Annotated in this window: 20 protein-coding genes, 4 tRNA genes, 3 rRNA genes and 1 riboswitch; of the genes, 3 read left to right on the forward strand and 24 right to left on the reverse strand. The window is 37.4% G+C overall.

What is annotated here, in order from left to right; translation table 11 throughout:
- Positions 1-137: 137 nt before the first annotated feature.
- Both BR77_RS08200 and BR77_RS08205 read right to left on the reverse strand, forming a co-directional pair.
- Positions 138-1,310 carry a M20 metallopeptidase family protein gene (locus BR77_RS08200; protein ID WP_015075543.1) on the reverse strand — a complete coding sequence of 391 codons (1,173 nt, stop codon included), beginning with the start codon at positions 1,308-1,310 and terminating at the stop codon, positions 138-140.
- A complete protein-coding gene (locus BR77_RS08205) occupies positions 1,303-2,538 on the reverse strand; it encodes an MFS transporter (protein ID WP_015075542.1) in 1,236 nt (411 codons plus the stop codon). Before BR77_RS08205 ends, BR77_RS08200 begins: the two co-directional genes overlap by 8 nt.
- Positions 2,539-2,729: 191 nt before the next feature.
- Here BR77_RS08205 and BR77_RS08210 point away from each other — a divergent pair, with 191 nt between their 5' ends.
- Positions 2,730-3,398 carry a hypothetical protein gene (locus tag BR77_RS08210; RefSeq protein ID WP_236700903.1) on the forward strand — a complete coding sequence of 223 codons (669 nt, stop codon included), beginning with the start codon at positions 2,730-2,732 and terminating at the stop codon, positions 3,396-3,398.
- A gap of 119 nt (positions 3,399-3,517) precedes the next feature.
- Here the strand turns inward: BR77_RS08210 and BR77_RS08215 are convergent.
- A tRNA-Glu gene (locus BR77_RS08215) sits at positions 3,518-3,589 on the reverse strand.
- Positions 3,590-3,888: 299 nt separating this feature from the next.
- Between BR77_RS08215 and BR77_RS08220 the strand changes: the two genes are divergently transcribed.
- Entirely contained in the window at positions 3,889-5,715 is a 1,827-nt protein-coding gene (locus BR77_RS08220) for an APC family permease (RefSeq protein WP_015075540.1), read from the forward strand.
- A 41-nt stretch (positions 5,716-5,756) separates the two neighbouring features.
- Here BR77_RS08220 and BR77_RS08225 read toward each other — a convergent pair whose 3' ends face one another.
- From BR77_RS08225 to BR77_RS08260, 8 genes are all read right to left on the reverse strand, one after another.
- Positions 5,757-6,029 (reverse strand): GNAT family N-acetyltransferase, encoded by a 273-nt coding sequence (locus tag BR77_RS08225; protein ID WP_010049766.1) that lies wholly within the window; start codon positions 6,027-6,029, stop codon positions 5,757-5,759.
- 182 nt (positions 6,030-6,211) lie between these two features.
- Positions 6,212-6,284, reverse strand: a tRNA-Thr gene (locus BR77_RS08230).
- A 43-nt stretch (positions 6,285-6,327) separates the two neighbouring features.
- A tRNA-Asn gene (locus BR77_RS08235) sits at positions 6,328-6,401 on the reverse strand.
- A gap of 15 nt (positions 6,402-6,416) precedes the next feature.
- Positions 6,417-6,532: ribosomal RNA gene (rrf, locus tag BR77_RS08240) — 5S ribosomal RNA — on the reverse strand.
- Between the two features lie 257 nt (positions 6,533-6,789).
- A 23S ribosomal RNA gene (locus tag BR77_RS08245) occupies positions 6,790-9,711 on the reverse strand.
- Positions 9,712-10,023: 312 nt separating this feature from the next.
- A tRNA-Ala gene (locus BR77_RS08250) sits at positions 10,024-10,096 on the reverse strand.
- Positions 10,097-10,185: 89 nt separating this feature from the next.
- Positions 10,186-11,740 (reverse strand): 16S ribosomal RNA (locus tag BR77_RS08255).
- The 16S, 23S and 5S rRNA genes sit together here with 3 tRNA genes alongside, the layout of an rRNA operon.
- Before the next feature lie 416 nt (positions 11,741-12,156).
- Positions 12,157-12,867, reverse strand: a complete 711-nt coding sequence (locus tag BR77_RS08260) for an O-methyltransferase (protein ID WP_015075538.1) — start codon at positions 12,865-12,867, stop codon at positions 12,157-12,159.
- Positions 12,868-13,121: 254 nt separating this feature from the next.
- Here BR77_RS08260 and cbpA point away from each other — a divergent pair, with 254 nt between their 5' ends.
- Positions 13,122-13,766, forward strand: a complete 645-nt coding sequence (gene cbpA / locus BR77_RS08265) for a cyclic di-AMP binding protein CbpA (protein WP_010054116.1) — start codon at positions 13,122-13,124, stop codon at positions 13,764-13,766.
- A gap of 46 nt (positions 13,767-13,812) precedes the next feature.
- On the opposite strand, the gene BR77_RS08270 is transcribed toward cbpA, so the two are convergent.
- The 13 genes from BR77_RS08270 to htpX form a co-directional block, all read right to left on the reverse strand.
- Positions 13,813-14,301, reverse strand: a complete 489-nt coding sequence (locus BR77_RS08270; protein WP_015075537.1) for a QueT transporter family protein — start codon at positions 14,299-14,301, stop codon at positions 13,813-13,815.
- Positions 14,302-14,305: 4 nt separating this feature from the next.
- A riboswitch (PreQ1 riboswitch) is annotated at positions 14,306-14,353 on the reverse strand.
- A 229-nt stretch (positions 14,354-14,582) separates the two neighbouring features.
- Positions 14,583-14,933, reverse strand: a complete 351-nt coding sequence (locus BR77_RS08275; RefSeq protein ID WP_010053381.1) for a type II toxin-antitoxin system PemK/MazF family toxin — start codon at positions 14,931-14,933, stop codon at positions 14,583-14,585.
- A 27-nt stretch (positions 14,934-14,960) separates the two neighbouring features.
- The gene (locus BR77_RS08280; protein ID WP_015075536.1) at positions 14,961-15,212 is read right to left on the reverse strand and encodes a hypothetical protein; all 252 of its coding nucleotides are present in this window, start codon (positions 15,210-15,212) and stop codon (positions 14,961-14,963) included.
- A gap of 150 nt (positions 15,213-15,362) precedes the next feature.
- On the reverse strand, positions 15,363-16,490 hold the full coding sequence (gene alr / locus BR77_RS08285; protein ID WP_015075534.1) for an alanine racemase: 1,128 nt from the start codon (positions 16,488-16,490) through the stop codon (positions 15,363-15,365).
- A 32-nt stretch (positions 16,491-16,522) separates the two neighbouring features.
- The gene (acpS, locus tag BR77_RS08290) at positions 16,523-16,873 is read right to left on the reverse strand and encodes a holo-ACP synthase (protein WP_010053374.1); all 351 of its coding nucleotides are present in this window, start codon (positions 16,871-16,873) and stop codon (positions 16,523-16,525) included.
- A 267-nt stretch (positions 16,874-17,140) separates the two neighbouring features.
- Positions 17,141-18,766: a degradosome RNA helicase CshA gene (gene cshA, locus BR77_RS08295; RefSeq protein ID WP_010053373.1), complete on the reverse strand. Its 1,626-nt coding sequence runs from the start codon at positions 18,764-18,766 to the stop codon at positions 17,141-17,143.
- 417 nt (positions 18,767-19,183) lie between these two features.
- Positions 19,184-19,879: a Bax inhibitor-1/YccA family protein gene (locus BR77_RS08300; protein WP_015075533.1), complete on the reverse strand. Its 696-nt coding sequence runs from the start codon at positions 19,877-19,879 to the stop codon at positions 19,184-19,186.
- 106 nt (positions 19,880-19,985) lie between these two features.
- Positions 19,986-21,362, reverse strand: coding sequence for a UDP-N-acetylmuramoyl-tripeptide--D-alanyl-D-alanine ligase (locus tag BR77_RS08305; protein ID WP_015075532.1), 1,377 nt, complete (start codon positions 21,360-21,362; stop codon positions 19,986-19,988).
- 449 nt (positions 21,363-21,811) lie between these two features.
- Positions 21,812-22,891: a D-alanine--D-alanine ligase gene (locus BR77_RS08310; RefSeq protein ID WP_010054511.1), complete on the reverse strand. Its 1,080-nt coding sequence runs from the start codon at positions 22,889-22,891 to the stop codon at positions 21,812-21,814.
- A gap of 135 nt (positions 22,892-23,026) precedes the next feature.
- Positions 23,027-23,344: a DMT family transporter gene (locus tag BR77_RS08315; RefSeq protein WP_010054510.1), complete on the reverse strand. Its 318-nt coding sequence runs from the start codon at positions 23,342-23,344 to the stop codon at positions 23,027-23,029.
- On the reverse strand, positions 23,344-23,670 hold the full coding sequence (locus tag BR77_RS08320) for a DMT family transporter (RefSeq protein WP_010054509.1): 327 nt from the start codon (positions 23,668-23,670) through the stop codon (positions 23,344-23,346). The genes BR77_RS08315 and BR77_RS08320 overlap by 1 nt, the downstream gene beginning before the upstream one ends.
- Positions 23,671-23,882: 212 nt before the next feature.
- Positions 23,883-24,647: a hypothetical protein gene (locus BR77_RS08325; RefSeq protein WP_010054508.1), complete on the reverse strand. Its 765-nt coding sequence runs from the start codon at positions 24,645-24,647 to the stop codon at positions 23,883-23,885.
- Between the two features lie 140 nt (positions 24,648-24,787).
- A complete protein-coding gene (gene htpX, locus BR77_RS08330; RefSeq protein WP_015075530.1) occupies positions 24,788-25,690 on the reverse strand; it encodes a zinc metalloprotease HtpX in 903 nt (300 codons plus the stop codon).
- Positions 25,691-25,743 lie beyond the last annotated feature (53 nt).

The following is a 25,743-nucleotide window of genomic DNA, read 5'->3' on the forward strand; positions in this document are numbered from 1 at the left end:
ACATTACATTCATTTTAGCATAGTTTACTAAAAAACATCAACAAAAGACTAGACAATAAAAAATAAACAAACACTCATTAACATACATCATATAAAAAAAAGACTAACCGTAGTTAATCTTTTTACCTTATTTCACTTCATTCTTCATCATTGATTAATAAATCTGTAATTAATTGGATTTCCATTTCAGCACCAACCGCCAAAGCACCTTCATTAATTTTAAACTTAGGATGATGATTCATATAACCACAGCCTTCCTCAGCTGTACCACCTCCAACAACAAAAAATGAACCTGGCACAACATCTGTATAGGCAGAAAAATCTTCGCCTCCCATCATTTGGGGAGCTGTGATGAGTCCTTTTTCTCCAACAACTTTTAAAGCTGCTTTTCGGACTAATTCAGTCGCTTCTGAATCATTTACAACTGGACTATAACCCATAATATAATTTAATTCATAGCTAGCCCCATACATTTTAGTCACATGTTCAATTATTTCTTCAATACGCTTTCTCACCAATGTGCGGACAGCCGGATCATTCGTTCGAACGGTGCCTTGAATTTTTGCTGTATCAGGAATAACATTCGCGCTATTTCCACTAGTAAATTCACCAATTGAAAGTACCGCATTATCAAAAGCAGCAATATTTCGCGAAATAATATTATTTAAATTTGTGATAATTTCTACACCAACTAAAATAGGATCAATTGCTAATTCTGGAGTTGATCCATGAGAACCGACCCCTTGAATTTTTAATTCGAAAATATCAGCTGCAGCTGTCAAAGCACCTGTACGAATTGCCACAACGCCTACAGGTATTTTAGGGAATATATGAATTCCAAAAACTAAATCAACGTCTTTCATAACTCCTGCTTCGACTAAAAATTTAGCACCTCCAGGGGGAACTTCCTCGGCAGGTTGAAAAATAAATTTGACAGTTCCAGCAATTTTTTCTTGCATGCTTGTTAATACTTTACAAGCCCCTAAAAGCATCGCAGTATGAGTATCATGTCCACATGCGTGCATAACTCCCTCATTTTGAGAAGGAAACGCAACATCTGCTTCTTCAACAATTGGCAATGCATCAATGTCTGCACGTAGAGCAATTGTTTTACCAGGCTTTGCACCCTTCAAAATTGCCACTACACTGTTCTCTGTTGGCGTTGTTAATTCAAGATTAGGAAATGTTTTTAATAGTTGATAAATATACTTAGCAGTTTCAACCTCATGAAAAGAAAGCTCCGGATTTTCATGAAGATGTCGACGCCATTTAACCATATCCTCAATCGGTAAATTTGTTTGACTATTCATTTATAGCTCCTCCTTGTCGATTCATTTTTAAAAATATAATAGCACCAGCAGCACCTATCCCCATTAATATAAAGAAAATAAATGTCGATAAGAAGTTGCCATTTGATACTCGAATTAATTCTCCTATTATTAAAGGAGCAAAGATTCCACCCATGACACCACCTGTCCCAATAGTAGCATAGCTTGGTGAAAAGCGTTCATTTATAAATAACTTTAATGGGATACTCATCAATGTCACAAAAGCGACTAGCATAGAAAAATTCGCTATCCCTAGCAATAGCGTAATCAAAATAATTGAGTCAAATGTATACACACCTAGCATAGAACATCCGCCAACAATACAAAAAATAGCAATAACTATTTTTTCTTTTCCAGCAAAATACCTCCCAACAATATAGCTGCCGCCAAGCGCGCCTATTAACGCAAAAATACCAGCAATTGAATTAATTTTGGCTGCATCGGTTAAACTCATCCCTTTTGCAGAAGTAAAAAAAGTTGGTAACCAATTCGTAAATCCATAAACTAGTGAGTTTATAAAAAAGGCACATACCGTTAGTATCCAGACACGCGAATCTTTCCAAATACTCAGCAATGGAACTTTATTTTTAGACGGAATATCAAGAAGTACCTTATCATTCGTATGTTTTTCTTTTGGTAAAAAAACAAGTAAAACGAGCATAACGAGCGAGGCAAGGCCCGCCATAACAAAGTACGCTTTACGCCAGCCTATAGTCTCTATCATGGGAGAAACCATGACAGGCCCCACAATACCAGCAATTCCAGAAGAAGCTAATAGTATTCCTTGTGCAAATGTTCGTTTATTTAAAGGTAAATTTAGGGATATTTCTTTTCCAGAAGAAGCTGGGTATCCTGAGTGTGCGATTGCACCCGTTAAAAATCGAATCAACATAAAATAAATTAACCCTTTCCCTAGACCAAATAGAAGCATAAAAATCGCTACAAATAAAATAGAAAAAACTAATATTTTTCGCGAACCTATTTTATTATTCAATAAACCCATTGGAATTTGCATTAAAGTATACCCAACAAAAAATGAACTCATAATCCACCCCGTTTGAGTAGTACTTAAACTGAATTCTTTTGCAATAGGCACTAATGCGACCCCTACTCCTAGTTTATCAATATAAATCATAATGTAACCTAAAAAAAGAGTTGCTATCATTAAATTGTTTTTACGATTCAACTGTTCACTTTGTTTTATCGCCATTATCTCACCATTTTCTAATTTTTTAGTTATACTACTTAATATACTGAAGAAAACCAAAAAAAACAACAATTTTTTATTCTTTTTACTTAATAATCATTTAGAATTGTCACAATAGAAAATTAAAGAAATATTTGTAACACAAATGTAAAATAAGTATTGACTTCGTAACTTAAGCTGTTATACTAAAGATATTGAATAACCTATTTTACAATAAGGAGTGTTTAGAAATAAAAAAACAAGTAAAAACATTAGCAATCATAGGAGTATTAATTTGTTCACTAAGTATTTATCTAAGTTTTTCTCAAAGCAATCAAAATCAGGCAACTTCTAAACATAAATCTCCGCAACCTGCTAAAATCCTAACAAAAAATGAAATTACACCAGTAAACAAAACGACTATAGATTCTTCAAGTCCAATTACTATCATTCAACCAGAAGCTGCAGAAGCTGAGAACGCCGTTACTCCTGAACCTGAAATACTTGAACCAACTACGGATACTGAAACTATTACAAAAATGCCAGAGAATTCAGATGATATTGCAGTGGAAAAAATACCAATCCAATTAACAGCAGATGAAGCCTCAGCAGCACAAACTGATCCCATTGTAATTGATTTATCTTACCAAGGAAATTGGAAATCTTTAGATGGCAGTAGAACTATTACTGGTACACAGTATGGCTTCAAATTTGAAAATAGTCCTGTAGGCTGGTTAAATCGTTATTCAAAAAATGACACAGGTTTAATTTTAGGTGATACAAACTATTTTACTTTTTATGTTCGCTTAACAGAAAATGATCATTTAATTATCGAAAAAACTGATGGGACTGAATTTTGGGAGTTTACTCGCAATTATCAATAAAAAAATGACCTCACTATCTGATGGAAATGCAGTGAGATCGTTCTTATTTCTTATAAACTCAGGTTCCAATAAAAAATACCTTAAGCTCTTTAAGCTTAAGGTATTTTTTATTCTCATTATGACCCGTACGGGAATCGAACCCGTGATACCGCCGTGAAAGGGCGGTGTCTTAACCGCTTGACCAACGGGCCATTTTTATTTCAAGCACAAAAATTATTATATAAAAAATTTGGCTACTTGTAAAGTTATTTTTTTAAAAATTTCTACTTTTATTGAGTACTCGTATATCACTTTATTGTGATCCCCATTTATTTTCCTTAAAATTTCAATCTAGTTGTTTTTTAATTCTTATTTCATATAATTATTCTTACTCTTCTTACTCCCTTATTTCATTTTAATCCGTTCCTTATTTCTACTTGCTAAAGCATTAAAAGAGGTATATAATTCTTAAATTGTGGCTTAAATTTATTATAGAAAATGAGGAATAAAAATGTGGAGTGTTTTAAAACGTTATTTAATTGGTAAACCATTAAAAAGTTCTGAAGAAGGTGACCAAAAATTAGGTCGCTTCAAAGCCTTAGCCCTTCTCTCTTCAGACGCACTATCTTCAATCGCTTATGGAACTGAACAAATTGTTTTAGTTTTAGTTACTTTATCAACTGGAGCAATTTGGTATTCCCTACCTTTAGCAGGCCTTGTTTTAATCTTATTACTAGCTCTTGTTATTTCTTATCGACAAATCATACATGCTTACCCGCATGGTGGTGGAGCTTACATGGTCTCTAGTGAAAATCTCGGTAAGACATCAGGATTGATTGCTGGTGGCTCACTCTTAGTTGATTATATGCTTACAGTAGCTGTCAGCGTCTCTGCGGGCACAGAAGCGATTACCTCTGCAATTCCTGCTTTATATAATCAACGAGTTCCATTGGCTATTTTAATTGTATTTTTAATTACTGCGATGAACTTGCGTGGTTTAAGAGAATCCGCTTCATTCTTAATGTTTCCTGTTTATTTGTTTGTCGCAGTAATTACTTTGTTAATTATTACTGGTTTTCTAAAAATTGCTCTTGGAACAGCACCTTTTCATGCAACCGCAACTGTTGGAGCTGTTGTCCCTGGTATTACTTTAGGACTTTTATTAAGAGCTTTTTCATCTGGATCTTCTTCATTAACTGGTGTTGAAGCTATTAGCAACGCTGTTCCATTCTTCAAAAAACCCCAATCAAAAAATGCAGCAGCAACACTTGCCTTGATGGGTGGAATATTAGGTTTTTTCTTTGCTGGAATCACCTTCTTAAATTATTGGTATGGAATTATTCCAACTGAAAAAGTTACTGTCTTATCACAAATTGGGAAAGCAATTTTTGGTAATGGAGCCTTTTATTATTTGCTACAATTTTCAACTGCTTTTATTCTAGCTCTCGCAGCCAATACAGGATTTTCAGCTTTTCCAGTTTTAGCTTATAATTTAGCAAAAGATAAATATATGCCTCATATGTATCTAGCAAAAGGAGATCGATTAGGCTATTCCAATGGAATTATGACCCTTTCTCTTGGTTCAATTCTACTTATAGCATTATTTAATGGTGAAACCTCTCGTTTAATCCCTCTATATGCTGTTGGCGTCTTTATCCCATTTACGTTATCTCAAACAGGTATGCTAGTCAAATGGCACCGTGAGCGACCTAAAAATTGGTTAGTTAAGTCAATTTCAAATTTTATTGGAGCACTTATTTCATTTGCTATTTTTGCTATACTATTCTTCTACCGTTTAAATGAAATTTGGCCTTTCTTCTTAATTATGCCAATTATGCTCCTTATTTTTTATAAAATACATGATCATTACAAAAAAACAGCATTACAGTTAAAACTTGAAGATTCTGTTTCGATAAGTTATACAGGAAGTACTGTTATTGTTTTAATTAGTAATATTACTCTCGTTACAAATCAGGCTCTTAATTACGCCTATACCATTGGTGATAATGTCATTGCTATGCATGTTTCTTTTGATGATAACCCTGATAAAGAAACTGAATTTGATAATGATTTTAAAATGAAATACCCAGAGATACGTTTGGTTAACCTTCACTCTTCTTATCGAAGTGTTATTCATCCAGTTTTACGTTTTGTAAAATTGATTGAGGCTCAATCAACTAAAAAAGGCTATACAACAACTGTTTTAATCCCTCAGTTCATTCCAAAAAAAGCATGGCAGCACATTCTCCATAATCAAACGAGTTTACGCTTAAGAGCTGCTTTGGCTACAAAAGAAAATATCGTTGTAGCTACCTATAGCCATCATTTAAAAAAATAATTTAAAATAAAAAAGGTCTAGAAAATTAAACTCTAGACCTTTTAAGCTTCAATATCTTTATATTCAGGTTTACGATCAAATTCAGCTTTAGCGAATGGACATAGTGGAACAATTTTTTTTCCTTCTACTCTCATTTCATCAACTACACGTTTTACAAGTTGTCCTGCAATTCCTTGACCTCTTAAAGAAGGATCTACAAATGTATGGTCCAGGATTACTTTAGTATCACCTGCTGGTACATAAGTTACCTCTGCAATCATTTTACCTTCTTCATTATTTTTATAAAAACGATTTTCAGATTTTTCAAATTCCATCAGTATCATTCCTTTCTATTATATCTACTCTTTATTTTAACATTAACTTAACTATTATACAGCATATTAAGAATTTCTTAATAGAATTAGCTTATCTTTAGGCAGATTTCATACTAAGAAAAAACAACTTAGAATTAATTTTCTAAGTTGTTTCAAGTTTTAAATTGGATTGTATTGACAGAAGCCACTTACCAGATTTGAACTGGTGACCCCTTCCTTACCATGGAAGTGCTCTACCGACTGAGCTAAAGCGGCAAATTTCGTTCCTATAAATACTTGATTATATACAAAAAAAATACTCCGCAAGTAGGACTCGAACCTACGACATCATGATTAACAGTCATGCGCTACTACCAACTGAGCTATTGCGGAATAATATTGAATCTTGCGTGGCAACGTCCTACCCTCACAGGGGGAAACCCCCAACTACTCTCGGCGCTGAAAAGCTTAACTGCTGTGTTCGGCATGGGAACAGGTGTATCCTTTTCGCTATCGCCACCACACAATTTTTTTTACAACTTACGGCGCTACTCTGCGTCTGTTTCCTTTACTCCACTCCTCATGCACACTAGTGCATTCCGAGGTTCGCTCAGTTACATCCTTGATTAGCTTGCAATTTGTTAAAAAATGCTTGTTTAGGTTGATGGTTACATCGACACTAAACTGCGATTCAATTATTTAGTTGTAGAGAGTTTGATCTCTCAAAACTGGAACTGTTTAAAAAGTAATTGTTTTGGAAACGTTCTTCACCGTTTATTTCTTGGTTAAGTCCTCGACCGATTAGTATTGGTCCGCTCCATACATCGCTGTACTTCCACTTCCAACCTATCTACCTGATCATCTCTCAGGGGTCTTACTCACTTACGTGATGGGAAATCTCATCTCGAGGGGGGCTTCACGCTTAGATGCTTTCAGCGTTTATCCCTTCCACACATAGCTACCCAGCGATGCTCTTGGCAGAACAACTGGTACACCAGCGGTGTGTCCATCCCGGTCCTCTCGTACTAAGGACAGCTCCTCTCAAATTTCCTGCGCCCGCGACGGATAGGGACCGAACTGTCTCACGACGTTCTGAACCCAGCTCGCGTACCGCTTTAATGGGCGAACAGCCCAACCCTTGGGACCGACTACAGCCCCAGGATGCGATGAGCCGACATCGAGGTGCCAAACCTCCCCGTCGATGTGGACTCTTGGGGGAGATAAGCCTGTTATCCCCAGGGTAGCTTTTATCCGTTGAGCGATGGCCCTTCCATGCGGAACCACCGGATCACTAAGCCCGACTTTCGTCCCTGCTCGACTTGTAGGTCTCGCAGTCAAGCTCCCTTCTGCCTTTACACTCTACGAATGATTTCCAACCATTCTGAGGGAACCTTTGGGCGCCTCCGTTACTCTTTAGGAGGCGACCGCCCCAGTCAAACTGCCCGTCTGACACTGTCTCCAGCCACGATTAGTGGCTAAGGTTAGAGTGGTCATACAGCAAGGGTAGTATCCCACCAATGCCTCCATCAAGACTGGCGTCCTGACTTCTATGGCTCCTACCTATCCTGTACAAGCTGTACAAACACTCAATATCAAACTGCAGTAAAGCTCCATGGGGTCTTTCCGTCCTGTCGCGGGTAACCTGCATCTTCACAGGTACTATAATTTCACCGAGTCTCTCGTTGAGACAGTGCCCAAATCGTTACGCCTTTCGTGCGGGTCGGAACTTACCCGACAAGGAATTTCGCTACCTTAGGACCGTTATAGTTACGGCCGCCGTTTACTGGGGCTTCAATTCTTAGCTTCGCCGAAGCTAACCAATCCTCTTAACCTTCCAGCACCGGGCAGGCGTCAGCCCCTATACGTCATCTTTCGATTTTGCAGAGACCTGTGTTTTTGATAAACAGTCGCTTGGGCCTATTCACTGCGGCTGATCTTTCGATCAGCACCCCTTCTCCCGAAGTTACGGGGTCATTTTGCCGAGTTCCTTAACGAGAGTTCTCTCGCACACCTTAGGATACTCTCCTCGACTACCTGTGTCGGTTTGCGGTACGGGCAATTTCTTTCTAACTAGAAGCTTTTCTTGGCAGTGTGACATCAGAAACTTCGGTACTGTAATTTCCCTCCCCATCACAACTTGTCCGTATAGAAGCAAGCATTTAACTCACCTCAAGACTCATTGCTTAGACGCACATATCCAACAGTGCGCATTTCTTAGCCTCCTGCGTCCCTCCATTGTTCAAACAAAAGAAACTGGTACAGGAATATCAACCTGTTGTCCATCGCCTACGCCTATCGGCCTCGGCTTAGGTCCCGACTAACCCTGGGAGGACGAGCCTTCCCCAGGAAACCTTAGTCATACGGTGGACGGGATTCTCACCCGTCTTTCGCTACTCATACCGGCATTCTCACTTCTAAGCGCTCCACTAGTCCTCACGGTCTAGCTTCGACGCCCTTAGAACGCTCTCCTACCATAGAACCCTAAGGTTCTATCCACAGCTTCGGTGTACTATTTAGCCCCGGTAAATTTTCGGCGCAGGGTCACTCGACTAGTGAGCTATTACGCACTCTTTAAATGATGGCTGCTTCTGAGCCAACATCCTAGTTGTCTAAGCAACCCCACATCCTTTTCCACTTAATAGTAACTTTGGGACCTTAGCTGGTGGTCTGGGCTGTTTCCCTTTCGACTACGGATCTTATCACTCGCAGTCTGACTCCCGGATATAAATCAATGGCATTCGGAGTTTATCTGAATTCGGTAACCCTAGAAGGGCCCCTAGTCCAAACAGTGGCTCTACCTCCATGATTCTTAATTCCGAGGCTAGCCCTAAAGCTATTTCGGAGAGAACCAGCTATCTCCAAGTTCGATTGGAATTTCTCCGCTACCCACACCTCATCCCCGCATTTTTCAACATACGTGGGTTCGGTCCTCCAGTGCGTATTACCGCACCTTCAACCTGGACATGGGTAGGTCACTTGGTTTCGGGTCTACGACCACATACTCATTCGCCCTATTCAGACTCGCTTTCGCTACGGCTCCGTCTTATCAACTTAACCTCGCATGTAATCGTAACTCGCCGGTTCATTCTACAAAAGGCACGCTATCACCCATTAACGGGCTCTAACTATTTGTAAGCACACGGTTTCAGGAGCTCTTTCACTCCCCTTCCGGGGTTCTTTTCACCTTTCCCTCACGGTACTGGTTCACTATCGGTCACTAAGGAGTATTTAGCCTTGCGGGATGGTCCCCGCGGATTCCGACGGAATTTCTCGTGTTCCGCCGTACTCAGGATACACAACAGAGTGAACTTTGTTTCGATTACGGGGCTTTTACCCTCTTCGGCGGACCTTTCCAGATCGCTTCTTCTACAAAACTCATTTATGACTCTTAATGTCGTGTCCTACAACCCCAAAGAGCAAGCTCTTTGGTTTGGGCTCTTCCCGTTTCGCTCGCCGCTACTCAGGGAATCGAATTTTCTTTCTCTTCCTGCAGGTACTTAGATGTTTCAGTTCTCTGCGTCTACCTCTACTAGCCTATGTATTCAGCTAGCAGTAACATTCTATAAAAAATGCTGGGTTCCCCCATTCGGAAATCTTTGGATCAAAGCTTACTTACAGCTCCCCAAAGCATATCGGAGTTAGTCCCGTCCTTCATCGGCTCTTAGTGCCAAGGCATCCACCGTGCGCCCTTATTAACTTAACCTAATTTATCTGTATTGCTTCCTACTTCTTCGTCCATTTCATGTTCTGCGATGCTCACGTACGCTAAGTACGCTCTGCTTCTCAAACCCTTCATGTCCTCGAATTAGAAACCACTACAACTAAATTTTTATCGATGGTATTCCCGAAGGAATCTCATGATGTTAGTCAATGATTTTATTCATTATCTTACGATAAGAACTAATTAAAAAACTCATTTAAAACGCGGTGTTTTCTCGGTTTCTTACTTTAATTACTTTTTAAACAGTATCCAGTTTTCAAAGAACAAATTCTGCAATCTACAATCAGATTACAATGGAGCCTAGCGGGATCGAACCGCTGACCTCCTGCGTGCAAGGCAGGCGCTCTCCCAGCTGAGCTAAGGCCCCTTTAAAAGGTATTTAATTCAAAAAAAATTAACCTCTCAAAACTGAACAAAGTAAAAACGAATGTGTGGGATTTCCGTAATATTCCTTAGAAAGGAGGTGATCCAGCCGCACCTTCCGATACGGCTACCTTGTTACGACTTCACCCCAATTATCTATCCCACCTTAGACGGCTGGCTCCTAAAAGGTTACCTCACCGGCTTCGGGTGTTACAAACTCTCGTGGTGTGACGGGCGGTGTGTACAAGACCCGGGAACGTATTCACCGCGGCGTTCTGATCCGCGATTACTAGCGATTCCGGCTTCATGTAGGCGAGTTGCAGCCTACAATCCGAACTGAGAATGGCTTTAAGAGATTAGCTTGGCCTCGCGACCTTGCGACTCGTTGTACCATCCATTGTAGCACGTGTGTAGCCCAGGTCATAAGGGGCATGATGATTTGACGTCATCCCCACCTTCCTCCGGTTTGTCACCGGCAGTCTCACTAGAGTGCCCAACTAAATGCTGGCAACTAGTAATAAGGGTTGCGCTCGTTGCGGGACTTAACCCAACATCTCACGACACGAGCTGACGACAACCATGCACCACCTGTCACTTTGTCCCCGAAGGGAAAGCTCTATCTCTAGAGTGGTCAAAGGATGTCAAGACCTGGTAAGGTTCTTCGCGTTGCTTCGAATTAAACCACATGCTCCACCGCTTGTGCGGGTCCCCGTCAATTCCTTTGAGTTTCAGCCTTGCGGCCGTACTCCCCAGGCGGAGTGCTTAATGCGTTAGCTGCAGCACTGAAGGGCGGAAACCCTCCAACACTTAGCACTCATCGTTTACGGCGTGGACTACCAGGGTATCTAATCCTGTTTGCTCCCCACGCTTTCGAGCCTCAGCGTCAGTTACAGACCAGAGAGTCGCCTTCGCCACTGGTGTTCCTCCACATATCTACGCATTTCACCGCTACACGTGGAATTCCACTCTCCTCTTCTGCACTCAAGTTCTCCAGTTTCCAATGACCCTCCCCGGTTGAGCCGGGGGCTTTCACATCAGACTTAAAGAACCGCCTGCGCTCGCTTTACGCCCAATAAATCCGGACAACGCTTGCCACCTACGTATTACCGCGGCTGCTGGCACGTAGTTAGCCGTGGCTTTCTGGTTAAATACCGTCAGGGGATGAGCAGTTACTCTCATCCTTGTTCTTCTTTAACAACAGAGTTTTACGATCCGAAAACCTTCTTCACTCACGCGGCGTTGCTCCGTCAGACTTTCGTCCATTGCGGAAGATTCCCTACTGCTGCCTCCCGTAGGAGTCTGGGCCGTGTCTCAGTCCCAGTGTGGCCGATCACCCTCTCAGGTCGGCTACGTATCATTGCCTTGGTGAGCCATTACCTCACCAACTAGCTAATACGCCGCGGGTCCATCCATTAGTGGTAGCCGAAGCCACCTTTCCTTCAAGAATCATGCGATCCCTGAAACTATGCGGTATTAGCATCCGTTTCCGAATGTTATCCCCCTCTAATGGGCAGGTTACCCACGTGTTACTCACCCGTCCGCCACTCACTTGGTTAAAGAGCAAGCTCTTCAACTTCGTGCGTTCGACTTGCATGTATTAGGCACGCCGCCAGCGTTCGTCCTGAGCCAGGATCAAACTCTCATATAAAATGATGCTTGAAGCTCATTAGTTTTTGCTAGCGAATAATTATTCACTTTCTTGCTTGTTTGACTCAACCTTGTTGAGTCATCCTACACATTTGGTTCGTCTTACTTTGTTCAGTTTTCAAAGGTCAATTTGTTTGTTTTGACAACTTCTATATATTAACAAATATATTTAACAGTGTCAACACTTTTTATTTTTATTTTTGTCTTTATTGTGTTGCTTGTTTCGTTTGCCCTCGTTAGGACATGTATTAATATACCAAGATATTTGGATTTCGTCAACACTATTTTATACATTTTTCCATTTTTTTTAATTTTGTTCAAAAAACCCTTTTATAATAGCCATTAAACTAAAGTAAAAAAGAATTTTTATTCAAAAATCACTGAATAAAATTCTTTTTTACAACGCATAATGAAATGTTAAATTTTTGACTCTTCTATTAAATAGGAAAAATCAGTCTCATCTTGCTTCACAATTAATAGTAAGCCGTCTCCAAGAGGTATAATACTACTTTCTATTGAAGGATGCTCCATTACAACATCTAAAAATGCATTCAATTTTTTATGGATGGCTCTAGAACGTTTCGGTATCTCTTCCTTAGGTAATAAAATTGTTCCACCCTGTAAAACATCATCTACTACTAACATCCCACCAACTCGTAAAAGGCGCATACATTCAGGAAAAAAATCGTAATATTTAGATTTCGCGCTATCCATAAAAATAAAATCATACGGCCCGTCCAAGGTTGGCAATATATCTGCAGCCTGACCTTCTAATAATGTTACTTTTTCAGTTAGGCCCAAACTTTCATAGTTAGCTCTAGCTTTTTCAATCATTACATCAAAACGATCGATAGTTGTTACGTGTCCATCATCACCAACATGCTGTGCCATTAGGCTGGATGAAAATCCAATTGCTGCACCAATTTCTAATATATTTTTAGGTTGTAGCTGACCTAATAAAAGATTTAAAAAAACCACTGTCTCATGTGGGATAATGGGAACACCACGTTCATTAGCTCCTCTTTCAATCTCTCCTAGTTTCCCAGCTAAAGGTTTTTGTTTTTTTCGAATAAATTCTAGAACATCTTTATTTACTACTGGGCGATCCATCATTTCATTAATTGCCATGTCTGATTACTTCCTTCTATTAAATGTCGTTTTTATTTTTAATTAGATTAATCTATACTATTCTTTAGACTTGTTCTATTATAAATTCCACTTAACTAAGAAACAAGCCTTTCTTTAAAATTATTTTTTCTCATTCTATTAAATTCTATTAATTATCTCGATAGTAGCAGATGAAAACATTGTAAATACACTATTTTATATGGTATCATCAAGTGTATAGTATCAAATTTTCACAAGATGGGGAGGATCTATTAATGTTAATCAAATCACTTTGTATTCCTAAGAAAAAATTAACAACCGTTAAAGAAACAGTTACACTTCAGGAAGCCATTGAAATTCTAGAAAGCTCTGGCTATCGTTGTGTGCCAATACTGGACGAAACAGGAACTATTTTCCGAGGAAATATTTATAAAATGCACATTTATCGTCATAAAGCCAATGGTGGAGATATGACTTTACCTGTTACTCATTTACTGAAGAATGCAACTAAATTTATTTCAATTGAATCATCTTTCTTTAAAGTCTTCTTTACAATCAAAGAATTGCCTTATATTTCTGTACTTGATGAAAATAATCGTTTCTATGGCATTTTAACACACAGCTCTCTTTTAAGTATGCTACAACAATCTTGGAACGTAGATGTCGGAAGTTATGTATTAACTATTGCTTCATCTGGACTTAAAGGCGATTTAAGTAATATGACTAAAATAATTAACAAGTATTGTACGATTGCTAGTTGTATTACTTTAGATGTTGAACGTGATGAACTAGTTCGTCGAACAATGATTACATTGCCTGCTGGAATTGACCAAGAAACATTGGATCAAATTATCGAACATTTGGATAAACGCGGTTTCCGTGTTGTTGAAATTGAAGATTTACGTCATATGGCAAAATAAAAACAAAAGAAGTTTACCAAAATAAATGGTGAACTTCTTTTTTTCTTTATCCTTCTATTCTTTCACTAAAATGAAGCTTTTTATCCAGAGCAACCATAATCGGCATCCCAATTAAAAGTACAGTTACTTCGCCAACTGCAACAGATACATATCCTGCCCAAAACGGTAAGTCAAAAGCTAATAACAACTCCCAGGCAATTAAAGCTGAACTAAGACCAAAAATAATTAAGACAATCGTCATTTTTAACCAAATATTTTTCATATTTTTTATAATTAACGCTGCAATGATTAGTGATAGTAAAGATTGTCCTACACCAAAAATCATATCATATTGGATCATTGGAGACCATAAATTAGAAATAACTACTCCTCCAACAATTCCCGGAATATACTTCTTGTTGAAAACGACTAAATAATTCAACATTTCAGCAACTCTAAACTGCACTGCTCCATATGAAATAAAGGCAAGCGAAAGCGTTAAAACTACATATATTGTCGCGATAATAGCATTTATCAATAATGCTTTTGTTTTCATTTTTTTCCTCCTAGTTTTTTTTCGTGGGATGGTATTAGTGAACCACGTCAGTTGCAGCACTACCTACCATAGGTAAACTGCACTAGACATTATTCTACAGGATTAATTTTCTTTATACAAGAATTTATTTTATGTACTCGTTTATATTTTCGGATTACATTCGTCCTTTACGGTCGATGCATACTATGGTTCTAAGCTGATTACGCTGCAAGAACCATAGTAAAAACCACCCGCAATAAAATTATCAGGGTGGTTTACTAAATTAAAATTAAGTACGTATTTTATACACTACCAGACAAACCAACACTGATTTCTAATGCTTCATCAACTTTTTGCATTAATTGGTAATCTAGTTGTGTAACTTTATCTTTTAAACGTTGCTTATCTATTGTTCTAATTTGTTCTAAGAGAACAACTGAATCACGCTCTAAACCATGCTTTTCTGCTGAAACTTCTACATGCGTAGGCATTTTTGCTTTTTGGATTTTTGCTGTAATTGCTGCCACAATAACTGTTGGACTATAATGGTTTCCAACGTTATTTTGAATAATTAAAACCGGACGCATTCCACCCTGCTCTGAGCCAATGACTGGCGATAAATCAGCAAAATAAACTTCTCCTCGTTTTACCATAGGTACTTTCCTCCCTATCATACCAGACTACACGTGAGAATTACTATCTTTTTCAGAATCTTCAAATTCATTACAAATATCAAGATTTATCTCAGACATCTCTTTATAACCTTTGATCATGGTATCATGTTTTTTTTGATTTTCTTTAAATAAACGCTTCATTACGGTATTTACAAACTCGTTTTCATCAATCCCATATTTTATACAGTATCTGTGAACCTTTTGAAAATTCAAATTGTCCAAAGTGATTTTAATAAATTTTTCAGTTTTAGGTTCCATACTCCAACCCCCCATAAAGATTCTTCCGTTTTTAATCTAAAAACGATAGCTTCACTTAATGGTACCATGAAAAACTTAACATTTAAACATTACTATTAAAATAACAAAACTTGATATGTAGCGAATGTTAAATTCTATTCACAAATCAAATTAGCAATATACTCTAGGTAACCGTTGGGTAAATCCACAAACAATTTCATAGTTAATGGTATCCAAGTATTCAGCAATTTCTTGAGCTGAGATTTCATCGTTTTGATCTTTTCCTATCAATACAACTTTTGTACCAATAGGCACCTCTTTATTTAACCGTATCATACATTGATCCATACAGATACGCCCAACTATTTCACATCTTTCACCCTCCACAAGTACTGTTTGCCCTTGTAAGCTTCGGCGCCAACCATCAGCATAACCAATTGGTAGAGTTCCAATCCACTCCCCTTCTTTAGCTTTATAAGTAGCACCATAGCTAACTGTTTCACCTGCTGACATCTGTTTCACTTGAACCAATGTCGTCTCGACACTCATAGCTGGTTTTAATTTAATAGGTAAATCTAATTCTCTACCTGATGGATTCAGACCATACATCGCAATTCCTAAACGGACAATTCGTTTTTGGTATTTTTGATGCCATAAACTAGTCGCACTATTGGCAGAATGAATATAGGTTGGTTTTACAGTCATTCCTTCAACTAATTTTTGAAATTTCTCTACTTGTTGATGAAATTGTTTTGTATCTTTGCTATCAGCTGTTGCAAAATGTGTAAACACTCCCTGGCAATTAAATGAAGTTGAATGAGTTAAATAACTTTCAACTTCAGCCAATTCAGCACTTGTTCGAAATCCAACTCTTCCCATTCCAGTATCTATAGCCAAGTGAATATCAAGCTTCCTATTTTCCGAGAATGATTTTTCTCTTTTTAAATAAAATTCAGCTTCTTCTAACCACTTTAAATAGCCAACTGCTACACTAATTCTCTGATCTAAAAGTAATTTTGCATATTTTGCTTCAACTAACCCCATAATTAAAATCGGTTCTTTGAACCCAGCTTGTCTGAGTTCTAAGGCCTCATCAATCAATGCGACACAAAAACCTTGCACACCTGCTTCTCTAGCAATAGTTGCTACTTCTAAAGCACCATGCCCATATCCATCAGCTTTTACAACTGCGTAGACTTCAGTATCGTGTTCAAGAAGATTCATCTGATTTTTAATGTTATTAAAAATAGCATTTCTATCTATGAGCGCATAAGTATTTCGATGTTTTCCAGAAACCAAACGTATTCCTCCTTTGATTATTATCATCTTACTTACTTTTCTAAAATAACTTGAGCCGCAACAATTGTATCCGTATGTGTAAGGGAGATAAAACAAGTACCCTTAAATGGACTTTTAGTTATTTCTGGCTTTCCATTACTAGAGTTTAGAATTTCAATATCTTGAAAACCTACTTTACCGATTCCCGTTCCTAATGCTTTCGAAAATGCTTCTTTTGCAGCAAATCTTCCTGCAAGATACTCTATTTGTCGCTTCCCATGAAACCCCATAAAACAATCCCATTCTTTTTCTGTTAACACTCTTTTGGCAAAAGTATTTTGACGTATATGGGCCTTTTCAATTCTAGATATATCCGCTATATCTAGACCAATTCCTACTATCATTTTTAATCCCTCTTTTTTATGTAACCTTTTAACCTGTTTTTAATTCTGACTTTTATTTGTTAAATTTTAAAAAAACCTACTGCAAGACTTACTAGCTGTAATTTTATCAAATATTTAGGCTTTTGTCATCTTATATCCCCTGTTTTGAAAACTTTTGCTATTTCTTTTTTTCGTTATTTATTCGAAAAAAAAGAAACACCTTTAAAACTCTTCTTTAATAATAAAAAGAAAGCCAATTCTACTAAAAGAATTGACTTTCTTATTTTTTTAGTTTTCTTTGTTACGAATAGTGAAGTTACGGTCTCCGCCGCCACTACGACGATTGTCTGAAGAATTACCGCGTCCGCCTTTGCGAGCTTCGCTACTGCTACTTCCACCAGCATTGCTGCCACGTTTAGCATCTTTATTCCAGCTTCCGCCAGAACCAGCTCCGCCACCACTACGACGATTATCTTTTCCACCACGTTGTGCTCCGCCACGACGTTCTCCGCCGCCACTTCCACCACGGTATCCACCTTTACCACGACTTGCGCCGCCACGGTTTCCACCACCGCCACCACTTCCACCTTTACGGCTTGGTAATGGACGTTCTGGAGTGATTTTAACAGGAATTTCACTGGCATCTTTAGAAATACTCTTCAAGAATGCAGCTGCAATATCTGTTGTATCATAGTCTTCTAATAATTGAGCAGCTGCTTTTTCATAGCGCTCTAAATCATTACTTTTAACTAATTCTTCTGCTGTTTCCATAGCTGCTTTTACTTGACCTTCAAACGCTTCAGCATTTGTTGGTGGGCGTAAAGTAGTCATTTTTTTCTTAGTTAAATCTTCAATTACACGTAGGTAGCCCATTTCATTTGGTGTAATGAATGTAACTGACATACCTTCTTTACCAGCACGACCAGTACGACCGATACGGTGAACATAGCTTTCTGGATCTTGTGGAATATCATAGTTGTATACATGTGTTACTCCAGAAATATCTAATCCACGAGCAGCCACATCTGTTGCCACTAAAATGTCTAAATCACCTTTTTTAAATGATTTTAAAACACTCATACGTTTTTGTTGCGAAAGATCACCATGGATTCCTTCAGCGCGGTAACCACGCATTTCTAATCCTTTTGATAATTCATCAACGCGTCGTTTTGTACGTCCGAATACGATTGTTAATTCTGGTGTTTGAACATCTAATAAACGAGTCATAATATCAAATTTCTCGAAATCTTTACAACGAACATAATATTGATCAATTAAGCTATCAGACATTGCTGTAGCTTGAATGCGCACATGTTCAGGTTCGTTCATAAATTTAACACCGATACGTTTAATTGCATCTGGCATTGTTGCTGAGAATAATAATGTTTGACGTGTTTTCGGAACTTCTTTAATGATTTTTTCGATATCTTCTAAGAATCCCATGTTTAACATTTCATCCGCTTCATCTAAAACTAGAGTTTCAACTTGATCTAATTTTAATGTGCGACGGTTAATATGATCAAGCAAACGTCCAGGAGTACCAACAACAATATGTGGTTGATCTTTTAATGAACGAATTTGGCGACTGATATCAGCTCCACCATAAACGACTTGAACACGAACTTTTTTGTCGCGACTCAAACGGAATAATTCTTCTTGTGTTTGGATTGCTAATTCACGAGTTGGTGCAATAACCAAACCTTGAACAGCGCGGTTTTTAAGATCGATTTTTTGTAACATTGGCAAACCAAATGCTGCTGTTTTACCAGTACCAGTTTGTGCTTGTCCAATAACATCTTTGCCTTCAAGTGCCAATGGAATTGTTTGTTCCTGGATTGGTGTTGCTTCCTCAAAGCCTAAACGTTCTACTGATTGTAATAATTCAGGGTCTAACCCTAATTCTGAAAATTTCAAATTTTTTCCTCCCAATTTGGAAAACCTTTAAGAGAGATTTTTGCGAAATACAGGCGGTCTATTTTTTAAAATGCCTGCTGCTGTAACTCCATATAAAAACCCGGTGTCTGATTTACGAACTAACGTAATGCACCAGGCCCCTCATTTCATATCAAAAGCTTGGAGAATCTCCAAGCTTTTTTTCTGCTTATCTATTCACAAAACCCTCAACGGTTTTACTTTTCTGTTATCTAAACAATAATAACATGAATACCTCAAGTTTTCAATCAATTTACATCAATGTGTAAATGAACACGTTTTCTATCGACAAGTATCTTTCTAAACTTACGTTATATTAATTTATGGCTAGAAAAATACAGTTACTCTAAAAAAAAAGACCTGATTTAGTTATCAGATCTCCTTACTTAACTATTTAATTTAGTTACGTCCGCCACCGAAAATTCTTAAAACTGCTAAGAAAATATTGATGAAATCAAGATACAGACTTAAAGCCCCACTAATAGCAATTGCTCCTAATGATTGGCTGTCTGAATAGTGGAAGTAGATTTGTTTTAATTTTTGAGTATCGTAAGCTGTTAAACCGACAAAAATTAAAACTGTAATATAAGACAAAATCAATTCTCCTGGACCACTTCTTAAGATAAAGCCATTTACTAATGTAGCAATAATTAAACCAATTAAGGCGCTACGTAAATGTCCCCCTAAACCAGTCATGTCTTTTTTAGTTACAAATCCAAAAATACTCATACCAGCAAATGTTCCAGCTGTAATCATAAAGGCAGCCGCAATATCACCTAATGGATAAATAATAAAGATAGAAGACAATAGGATGCCGTTAACAATTGAAAAGGCGATGAAGCCCACAATTGATGAACCTACGGAACGAAGCTTATTGCCATTTGAAGCTAATTTCATTACTAGGAAAATTTCTACTAAGAACAAGGCAATAAAGCCAAATGGGTTTCCTAGAACTAAATTCAGAATAAACGGACTTTGCGCCGCGTAAAAAGCAGTAATTCCACTAATAGCTAAAGCCAAAGTCATATACCCATATACTGTTGCAAAAAAACGACTCAAACCTGCCGTTGCTACTTCTTTTCTTTGTGTTTGCATTGACATCTTCTCCTTCAGGATACATTTTAGTCACTAAAACTAGTATAACAAAATTGTTTTACTTTGTTATCCGCCTTCAGACTGATTCCTCTTAATTTTATCATGTTTACTTAGTCAGTTCTACTACCACTGCTAATAAATCTGTTCCTAAACTCGATTTCACGAGGACAAAATCATCTCTTTTTATACTCTTTTTCAAGCTAGTAATCAACGTTAGCTTATCGTCTTCAAAATAATGTAGCTGTTCAACTGGATACGTTTCTTTGAGAGCTTCATATAGAACTGCCATCTCATGACCAAATAAAAAGACTTCGTCTATTTTAGTCGACTGAATATGTCCAGCCACACTGGCATGTAACTCACAAGAAGTTTCACCTAATTCTAGCATGTCTCCCAAAACAGCAATCTTTCTGCCCTCATTCATCAATTCACTAAAATTATCTAAAACAGCTTTCATCGCAGTTGGATTTGCATTATATGCATCATTTAAAATCATACTATTATTAATTCCAGCTAACCATTCTGTTCTGTTTTTAGTCAGATTGAATTTTGCCAGCTCTGGTGAAGCAACTTCGACTGAAATCCCCAATGTGAAACCTACCATTAAAGCGGCCATTGCATTGGTTACATTATAAGTTCCAAGAACCGGAATACTACATTCAATTTCAGGTGCAACATTTGTCGTGAATTTTGTTTGGTACATACCCGGCTCAATTGTGACTGGATACATATTATTAGTTTTCCCTGTTCCAAATGTAATTCGTTGCTTAGGCTCTAACTCTTGAACTAAAGGACTTAAAAGTTCCTCTTCTCCAGGATAAATCAATGTTCCATTTTTTTTCAATCCTGCAACAATTTCCATTTTTGCAGCGGCAATCCCTTTACGAGAACCTAAGTATTCAATATGTGATTCTCCAATCATCGTGATGACTGCTACATCTGGTTCAGCCAACTCCGATAGTACTTTAATTTCCCCTGCATGGTTCATGCCCATTTCTAAAATAATGACTTCTGTTGAACTAGGCATCTCTAAGATAGTCATTGGCAAACCAATATGGTTATTAAAATTCCCTTGAGTTTTATGGACTTTAAACTTACTGCGGATTACTGCTTCTGTCATATCTTTAGTGGTAGTTTTTCCGTTACTTCCAGTAATACCAACTACCTTAGGATTCACTACTTTTAAATAGTATTTAGCTAAATCCTGTAAGGCTTTTAAGGTATCTTCTACCACTAAAACTGGAAAACCTACTGGAGCTTTTTCAATTGCTTCACTCCAAAAAGCAGCAGAAGCCCCTTTTTCAATAGCAGATTGAATATAATCATGACCATCATTATCACCTTTTAAAGGCACAAATAAGGATCCTTTTTCTAGTTTTCTTGAATCAAATTCAACTTTATCGACTTCAATTGTCGTCCAATCAGATAAATCATTTGTTGCTCCGACTGCTAATGCAATTTCTTTAAGACTTAATACATCCATTTATTTGTATCCTCCTTATATAAAAAGTTTGTTGAGCCGATTAGGCCTAGCAAGAAAATAGGGAGATTTGATGTGGCGTTTTTTGCCACCTCGAAATTTCATCTTTTTCTCGAAGGACTGGCTCAAAAGAACTAGCCGAAGAAAAAGTTTGTTGAGCCGATTAGGCCTGGCAAGAAAATAGGGAAATTTGATGTGGCGTTTTTTGCCACCTCGAAATTTCATCTTTTTCTCGAAGGACTGGCTCAAAAGAACTAGCCGAAGAAAAAGTTTGTTGAGCCGATTAGGCCTGGCAAGAAAATAGGGAAATTTGATGTGGCGTTTTTTGCCACCTCGAAATTTCATCTTTTTCTCGAAGGACTGGCTCAGAAGAACTAGTTCATATAATTGTGAGAGTTAGAATAGAATAAGTTTATTAAAAAGCTGAACATTTCTGTTCAGCTTTTTATTTCTTATTCGTCGCTTTTCATTTGGTAAGCTTGACGCTCTTCAAAACGGCGTAAAGCTAACTGAATTAGCTCTTCTACAAGATCACCATAGCTTAATCCAGTATTTTCCCACAAAAGAGGATACATACTAAACTGAGTAAAACCTGGCATTGTGTTCACTTCATTAATAAATATTTCATCGTTAGCTGTGACAAAAAAATCACAACGACTTAATCCGCTACCATCCAATACCTCGAAGGCTGCTGCCGCATACTCGCGTAATTGGGCTGAAACTGAATCAGGTACTAAAGCCGGTATTTGAAGTTGAACATCGTTGGTTAGATATTTAGAATCGTAATCATAAAAATCAACTGATTTTACAATCTCTCCTGGAACTGATGTATGAACATCGGCATTCCCTAACACAGCTACTTCTATTTCCCGAGCCTCAATTCCTTGCTCTACAACAATTCGTCGATCATATTTCAAAGCTGTTTTAATTGCCGAAATCAATTCAAAGCGATTTTCAGCTTTGGTAATTCCAACACTAGAACCCATATTTGCAGGCTTAACAAACATTGGATACAACAAACTTCCTTCACATCGCATAAATACCTGCTCTTCATCACGTAACCACTCATTTTTTAAAACTGCTACATAAGGAACTTGTGGAATTCCTGCTTGCTGAAATAGGTACTTACTAATTATTTTATCCATTCCACATGCGCTAGCTAAAACTCCAGTACCCACATAAGGCATATTGATTACTTCAAATAAACCTTGGACTGTTCCATCTTCACCATTAGGTCCATGAAGAACTGGGAAAATAACAGCATCTTCTTCTTTTAAAGAAGTTGGTTGTATTTCAACACCACTTAATTGTTGATCATTAGTAGTTTCGTCATTAAACTTAAATTTTAGTTGTTCATGATTTGTTACTGGTTCAGTTAATACGGGGCCTTTAATCCATTGCCCTGCTTTAGTAATGTAAATAGGTTGAACTTCATAATATTTATAATAGACTTCTTTAATAATCGAAAAAGCAGTTAAAATTGAAATATCATGTTCTGCACTTTTACCACCATAAATTAGAGATATTTTCATCTAATACGTTCCTCCAAGTTTTACTTAAAGTTAATTTAAATTCCTAGTGAATCAACCGTATTGTAACATACTTTTCGAATCCATGAAATAACAATTTCATTCAGAGAAAACAATCTCAACTTACTTTACTTTATTCTAATGCGAGGTCAATTTTAAGCCAACTACACCGATAATAATCAGCGTAACAAAAATAATTTTTTTGAAGCTCCGGCTTTCACCAAAGAAAATCATCCCCCACAAGACACTCGCTGAGGCACCAATTCCTGCCCAAATAGCATATGCCGTACCAATTGGGATTGTTTTAGAAGCAATTGATAACAAATATAAACTCATCCCCATAACAATCATGGATAAAATACCATAAGATTTCAATCTAAAGCCTTCTGATTTCTTTAATAAGACTACGAAACCCAACTCACAAAAACCAGCCACAACCAAACTAATGAATCCCATTATGCTTCTCCTCCTTCACTTAATTTCAAACCTAATATTCCAACTAATAATAGAGACAAGGCGGTAATTTTCAACAAACTTACGGATTCACCTAAAAATAGCATTCCCATAATTGCTGTACCAGCTGTGCCAATTCCCGTGAAGACTGCGTAAGCAACTCCTACACCTAATTTTTTCATAGCTTTTTCTAAAAAAATAAAACTAATAACAATAAAGACAATCGCAATTATACTAGGAATTAGTTTTGAAAAACCATAAGAAGCATCTAGATAATACGCCCAAATAATCTCACAAATCCCTGCAGCTATTAAATATATCCATTCCATTTTAAAATCCTCTTTTCTTTTTTTGTTTTGTTTACTTACCCTTTAGCTTTTTAATTGCTAATCATCCACTGTCTAACATTCAGACCACTCTCCTTAATTAATTTTTGTTTGACTTATATGTAAAAAAATAGGCCCTAGAATGCATGGCACATTCTAAGGCCGAAATTCTCTACTAACTTTATTTTATTTGTTTGGTCTCTTAATTTTTATTCTTACATACTCGTTAATAAGGATTCTACTTCTTCCACTGACCATGAAGCATCCTTTCGATCGTAGCAAATTGTTGCTAAGCGTTCACGATCTGAAAATGGTTTTCCAACTTCTCTTAACCGATCCTCAACTAAAAAGACAGGTATACAATATAGATTATCACGAACTTCAACTTGTTTCAAGGAAAATAAAGCCCCTTCTTTTAAATAAGGTACTAGCTCATTTATTAAACAGGTTGGAATAGGTTCAATCGTTTGCGGTTTTTGAAAGAAACTTCTTTTTTCATTCATCTTTTCTGCCAACGCACTTGTCAAAGTCCTACTCAATAATGCATAAAATTGATCTAAATAACGGTAATAAACTTTTGACATCGCATCTGGTAACGTTAAATAAATGAAATTATTTTGTAATTTATAATAAAAAGGTGAATGAAGGTGTGTATGAGCGTGAGCAATATAAAGGAGTTCTGAAATTTCAACTGGGGTCAGTTGACGCAAAAGTTCGATACTTTCAAAATCAATCCACTTATGTGCTTTTTCAGGGAATTTACTACAGTCATCCAGATACCGTCGAACATTTTCACGTCCACGAATAATTCTAAAGCCTGTATGTGACTCAAATTCTCCGACACCTTTTTTTGCATCTAATAACAGAATATTTTTAGGTATCTTTCTCAACGACTGCTGAAAATGATTAATATCCATACCTTTACTCAACACATGGTTCGTAACACTGTCTAGATGAACATAAATATATTCTGTTGCCACAATGCAAATCCTCCCCCTAGTTTTCTTCTTACTCCTATTGTACTACTAAACGAACAATTAATCTGTATCAATTGTATGATATATCTATTACAATTTTCTTTTGTAAACGCTCTATTGCGTCAATATGGTGACAATTATTCTTACATTTTTTCTAAACGCTCAATTCGATTGCTTGTCGCTGGATGTGTCGCAAAAAAAGAATCTTTTGTTTCATCTTTTTCTTTTTTAAACGGATTTTCAATGTATAAAGCTGCACTACTTGGGTCAGCAGATTCCATCGGTTCACTCTCTGAAATTTTACGTAAAGCTGAGATTAAACCCTGTGGATTCCTTGTTAACTCCACTGCAGATGCATCTGCTAGATATTCACGATTACGTGACAAGGCCATTTGAACCATTGTTGCAGCCAACGGTGCTAAAATCATGAAAACAATTGATAGAACCAGCATAATGGCTCCTCCACTATCTTTATTATTACTGCTGCTTCTACGGCCACCACCACCCCAAATCATCATACGAGTGCCAATACTAGCTAATAAAGCAATAACAGCAACTAAAGCCAAAGCGATGGTCGATAGGCGGATATCATAATTGCGGATATGAGATACTTCATGGGCCATCACGCCTTCTAGTTCTTCACGATTTAATTTGTCTAACAATCCTGTTGTACAAGCTACAGAAGCATTCTCTGGGGAATTTCCAGCAGCAAAAGCATTTGGGCTTGGATCGTCAATGATATAAATTTTCGGCATTGGAATACGCGCAACTATTGAAAGTTCTTCAACGACATTCCACAACATTGGATACTGCTCTTTACTAGTGATTTCAAGACCCCGATTTAGCCCCATCACTACTTTTGTTGAATTAAAAATCATCATAGCCATATAAATCAAAGCTAAGACTGCTGCCAAAACTACACCGGATACAGCATTATTCCAATTCGCATAACCCACTGCGGCTCCAATTAAAGCCACTAATACAAAAAACGCAAACATCACAACAATCGTTTTCCGTTTGTTTTGTTCAATTTGTTGACGTAACATTATTCATCCCTCTTCTCATAAGCCCATATAGTAGATACTTTCTACTATACAAT

The organism is Carnobacterium maltaromaticum DSM 20342, from assembly GCF_000744945.1.
GTDB lineage: Bacteria > Bacillota > Bacilli > Lactobacillales > Carnobacteriaceae > Carnobacterium > Carnobacterium maltaromaticum.

What these genes read in the sequence shown, in the direction of transcription:
- BR77_RS08200 (WP_015075543.1), bottom strand. Translation starts at nt 1,310, where the DNA reads ATGAATAGTCAAACAAATTTACCGATTGAGGATATGGTTAAATGGCGT.
- acpS (WP_010053374.1), bottom strand. Translation starts at nt 16,873, where the DNA reads ATGATAGTAGGAATTGGTCTAGATATAGCGGATATATCTAGAATTGAA.
- cbpA (WP_010054116.1), top strand. Translation starts at nt 13,122, where the DNA reads ATGTTAATCAAATCACTTTGTATTCCTAAGAAAAAATTAACAACCGTT.
- BR77_RS08300 (WP_015075533.1), bottom strand. Translation starts at nt 19,879, where the DNA reads ATGCAAACACAAAGAAAAGAAGTAGCAACGGCAGGTTTGAGTCGTTTT.
- BR77_RS08320 (WP_010054509.1), bottom strand. Translation starts at nt 23,670, where the DNA reads ATGGAATGGATATATTTAATAGCTGCAGGGATTTGTGAGATTATTTGG.
- BR77_RS08280 (WP_015075536.1), bottom strand. Translation starts at nt 15,212, where the DNA reads ATGGAACCTAAAACTGAAAAATTTATTAAAATCACTTTGGACAATTTG.
- BR77_RS08315 (WP_010054510.1), bottom strand. Translation starts at nt 23,344, where the DNA reads ATGGGATTCATTAGTTTGGTTGTGGCTGGTTTTTGTGAGTTGGGTTTC.
- BR77_RS08205 (WP_015075542.1), bottom strand. Translation starts at nt 2,538, where the DNA reads ATGGCGATAAAACAAAGTGAACAGTTGAATCGTAAAAACAATTTAATG.
- BR77_RS08305 (WP_015075532.1), bottom strand. Translation starts at nt 21,362, where the DNA reads ATGGATGTATTAAGTCTTAAAGAAATTGCATTAGCAGTCGGAGCAACA.
- BR77_RS08220 (WP_015075540.1), top strand. Translation starts at nt 3,889, where the DNA reads ATGTGGAGTGTTTTAAAACGTTATTTAATTGGTAAACCATTAAAAAGT.
- htpX (WP_015075530.1), bottom strand. Translation starts at nt 25,690, where the DNA reads ATGTTACGTCAACAAATTGAACAAAACAAACGGAAAACGATTGTTGTG.
- BR77_RS08225 (WP_010049766.1), bottom strand. Translation starts at nt 6,029, where the DNA reads ATGGAATTTGAAAAATCTGAAAATCGTTTTTATAAAAATAATGAAGAA.
- BR77_RS08270 (WP_015075537.1), bottom strand. Translation starts at nt 14,301, where the DNA reads ATGAAAACAAAAGCATTATTGATAAATGCTATTATCGCGACAATATAT.
- BR77_RS08260 (WP_015075538.1), bottom strand. Translation starts at nt 12,867, where the DNA reads ATGGCAATTAATGAAATGATGGATCGCCCAGTAGTAAATAAAGATGTT.
- BR77_RS08310 (WP_010054511.1), bottom strand. Translation starts at nt 22,891, where the DNA reads ATGAAAATATCTCTAATTTATGGTGGTAAAAGTGCAGAACATGATATT.
- BR77_RS08275 (WP_010053381.1), bottom strand. Translation starts at nt 14,933, where the DNA reads ATGGTAAAACGAGGAGAAGTTTATTTTGCTGATTTATCGCCAGTCATT.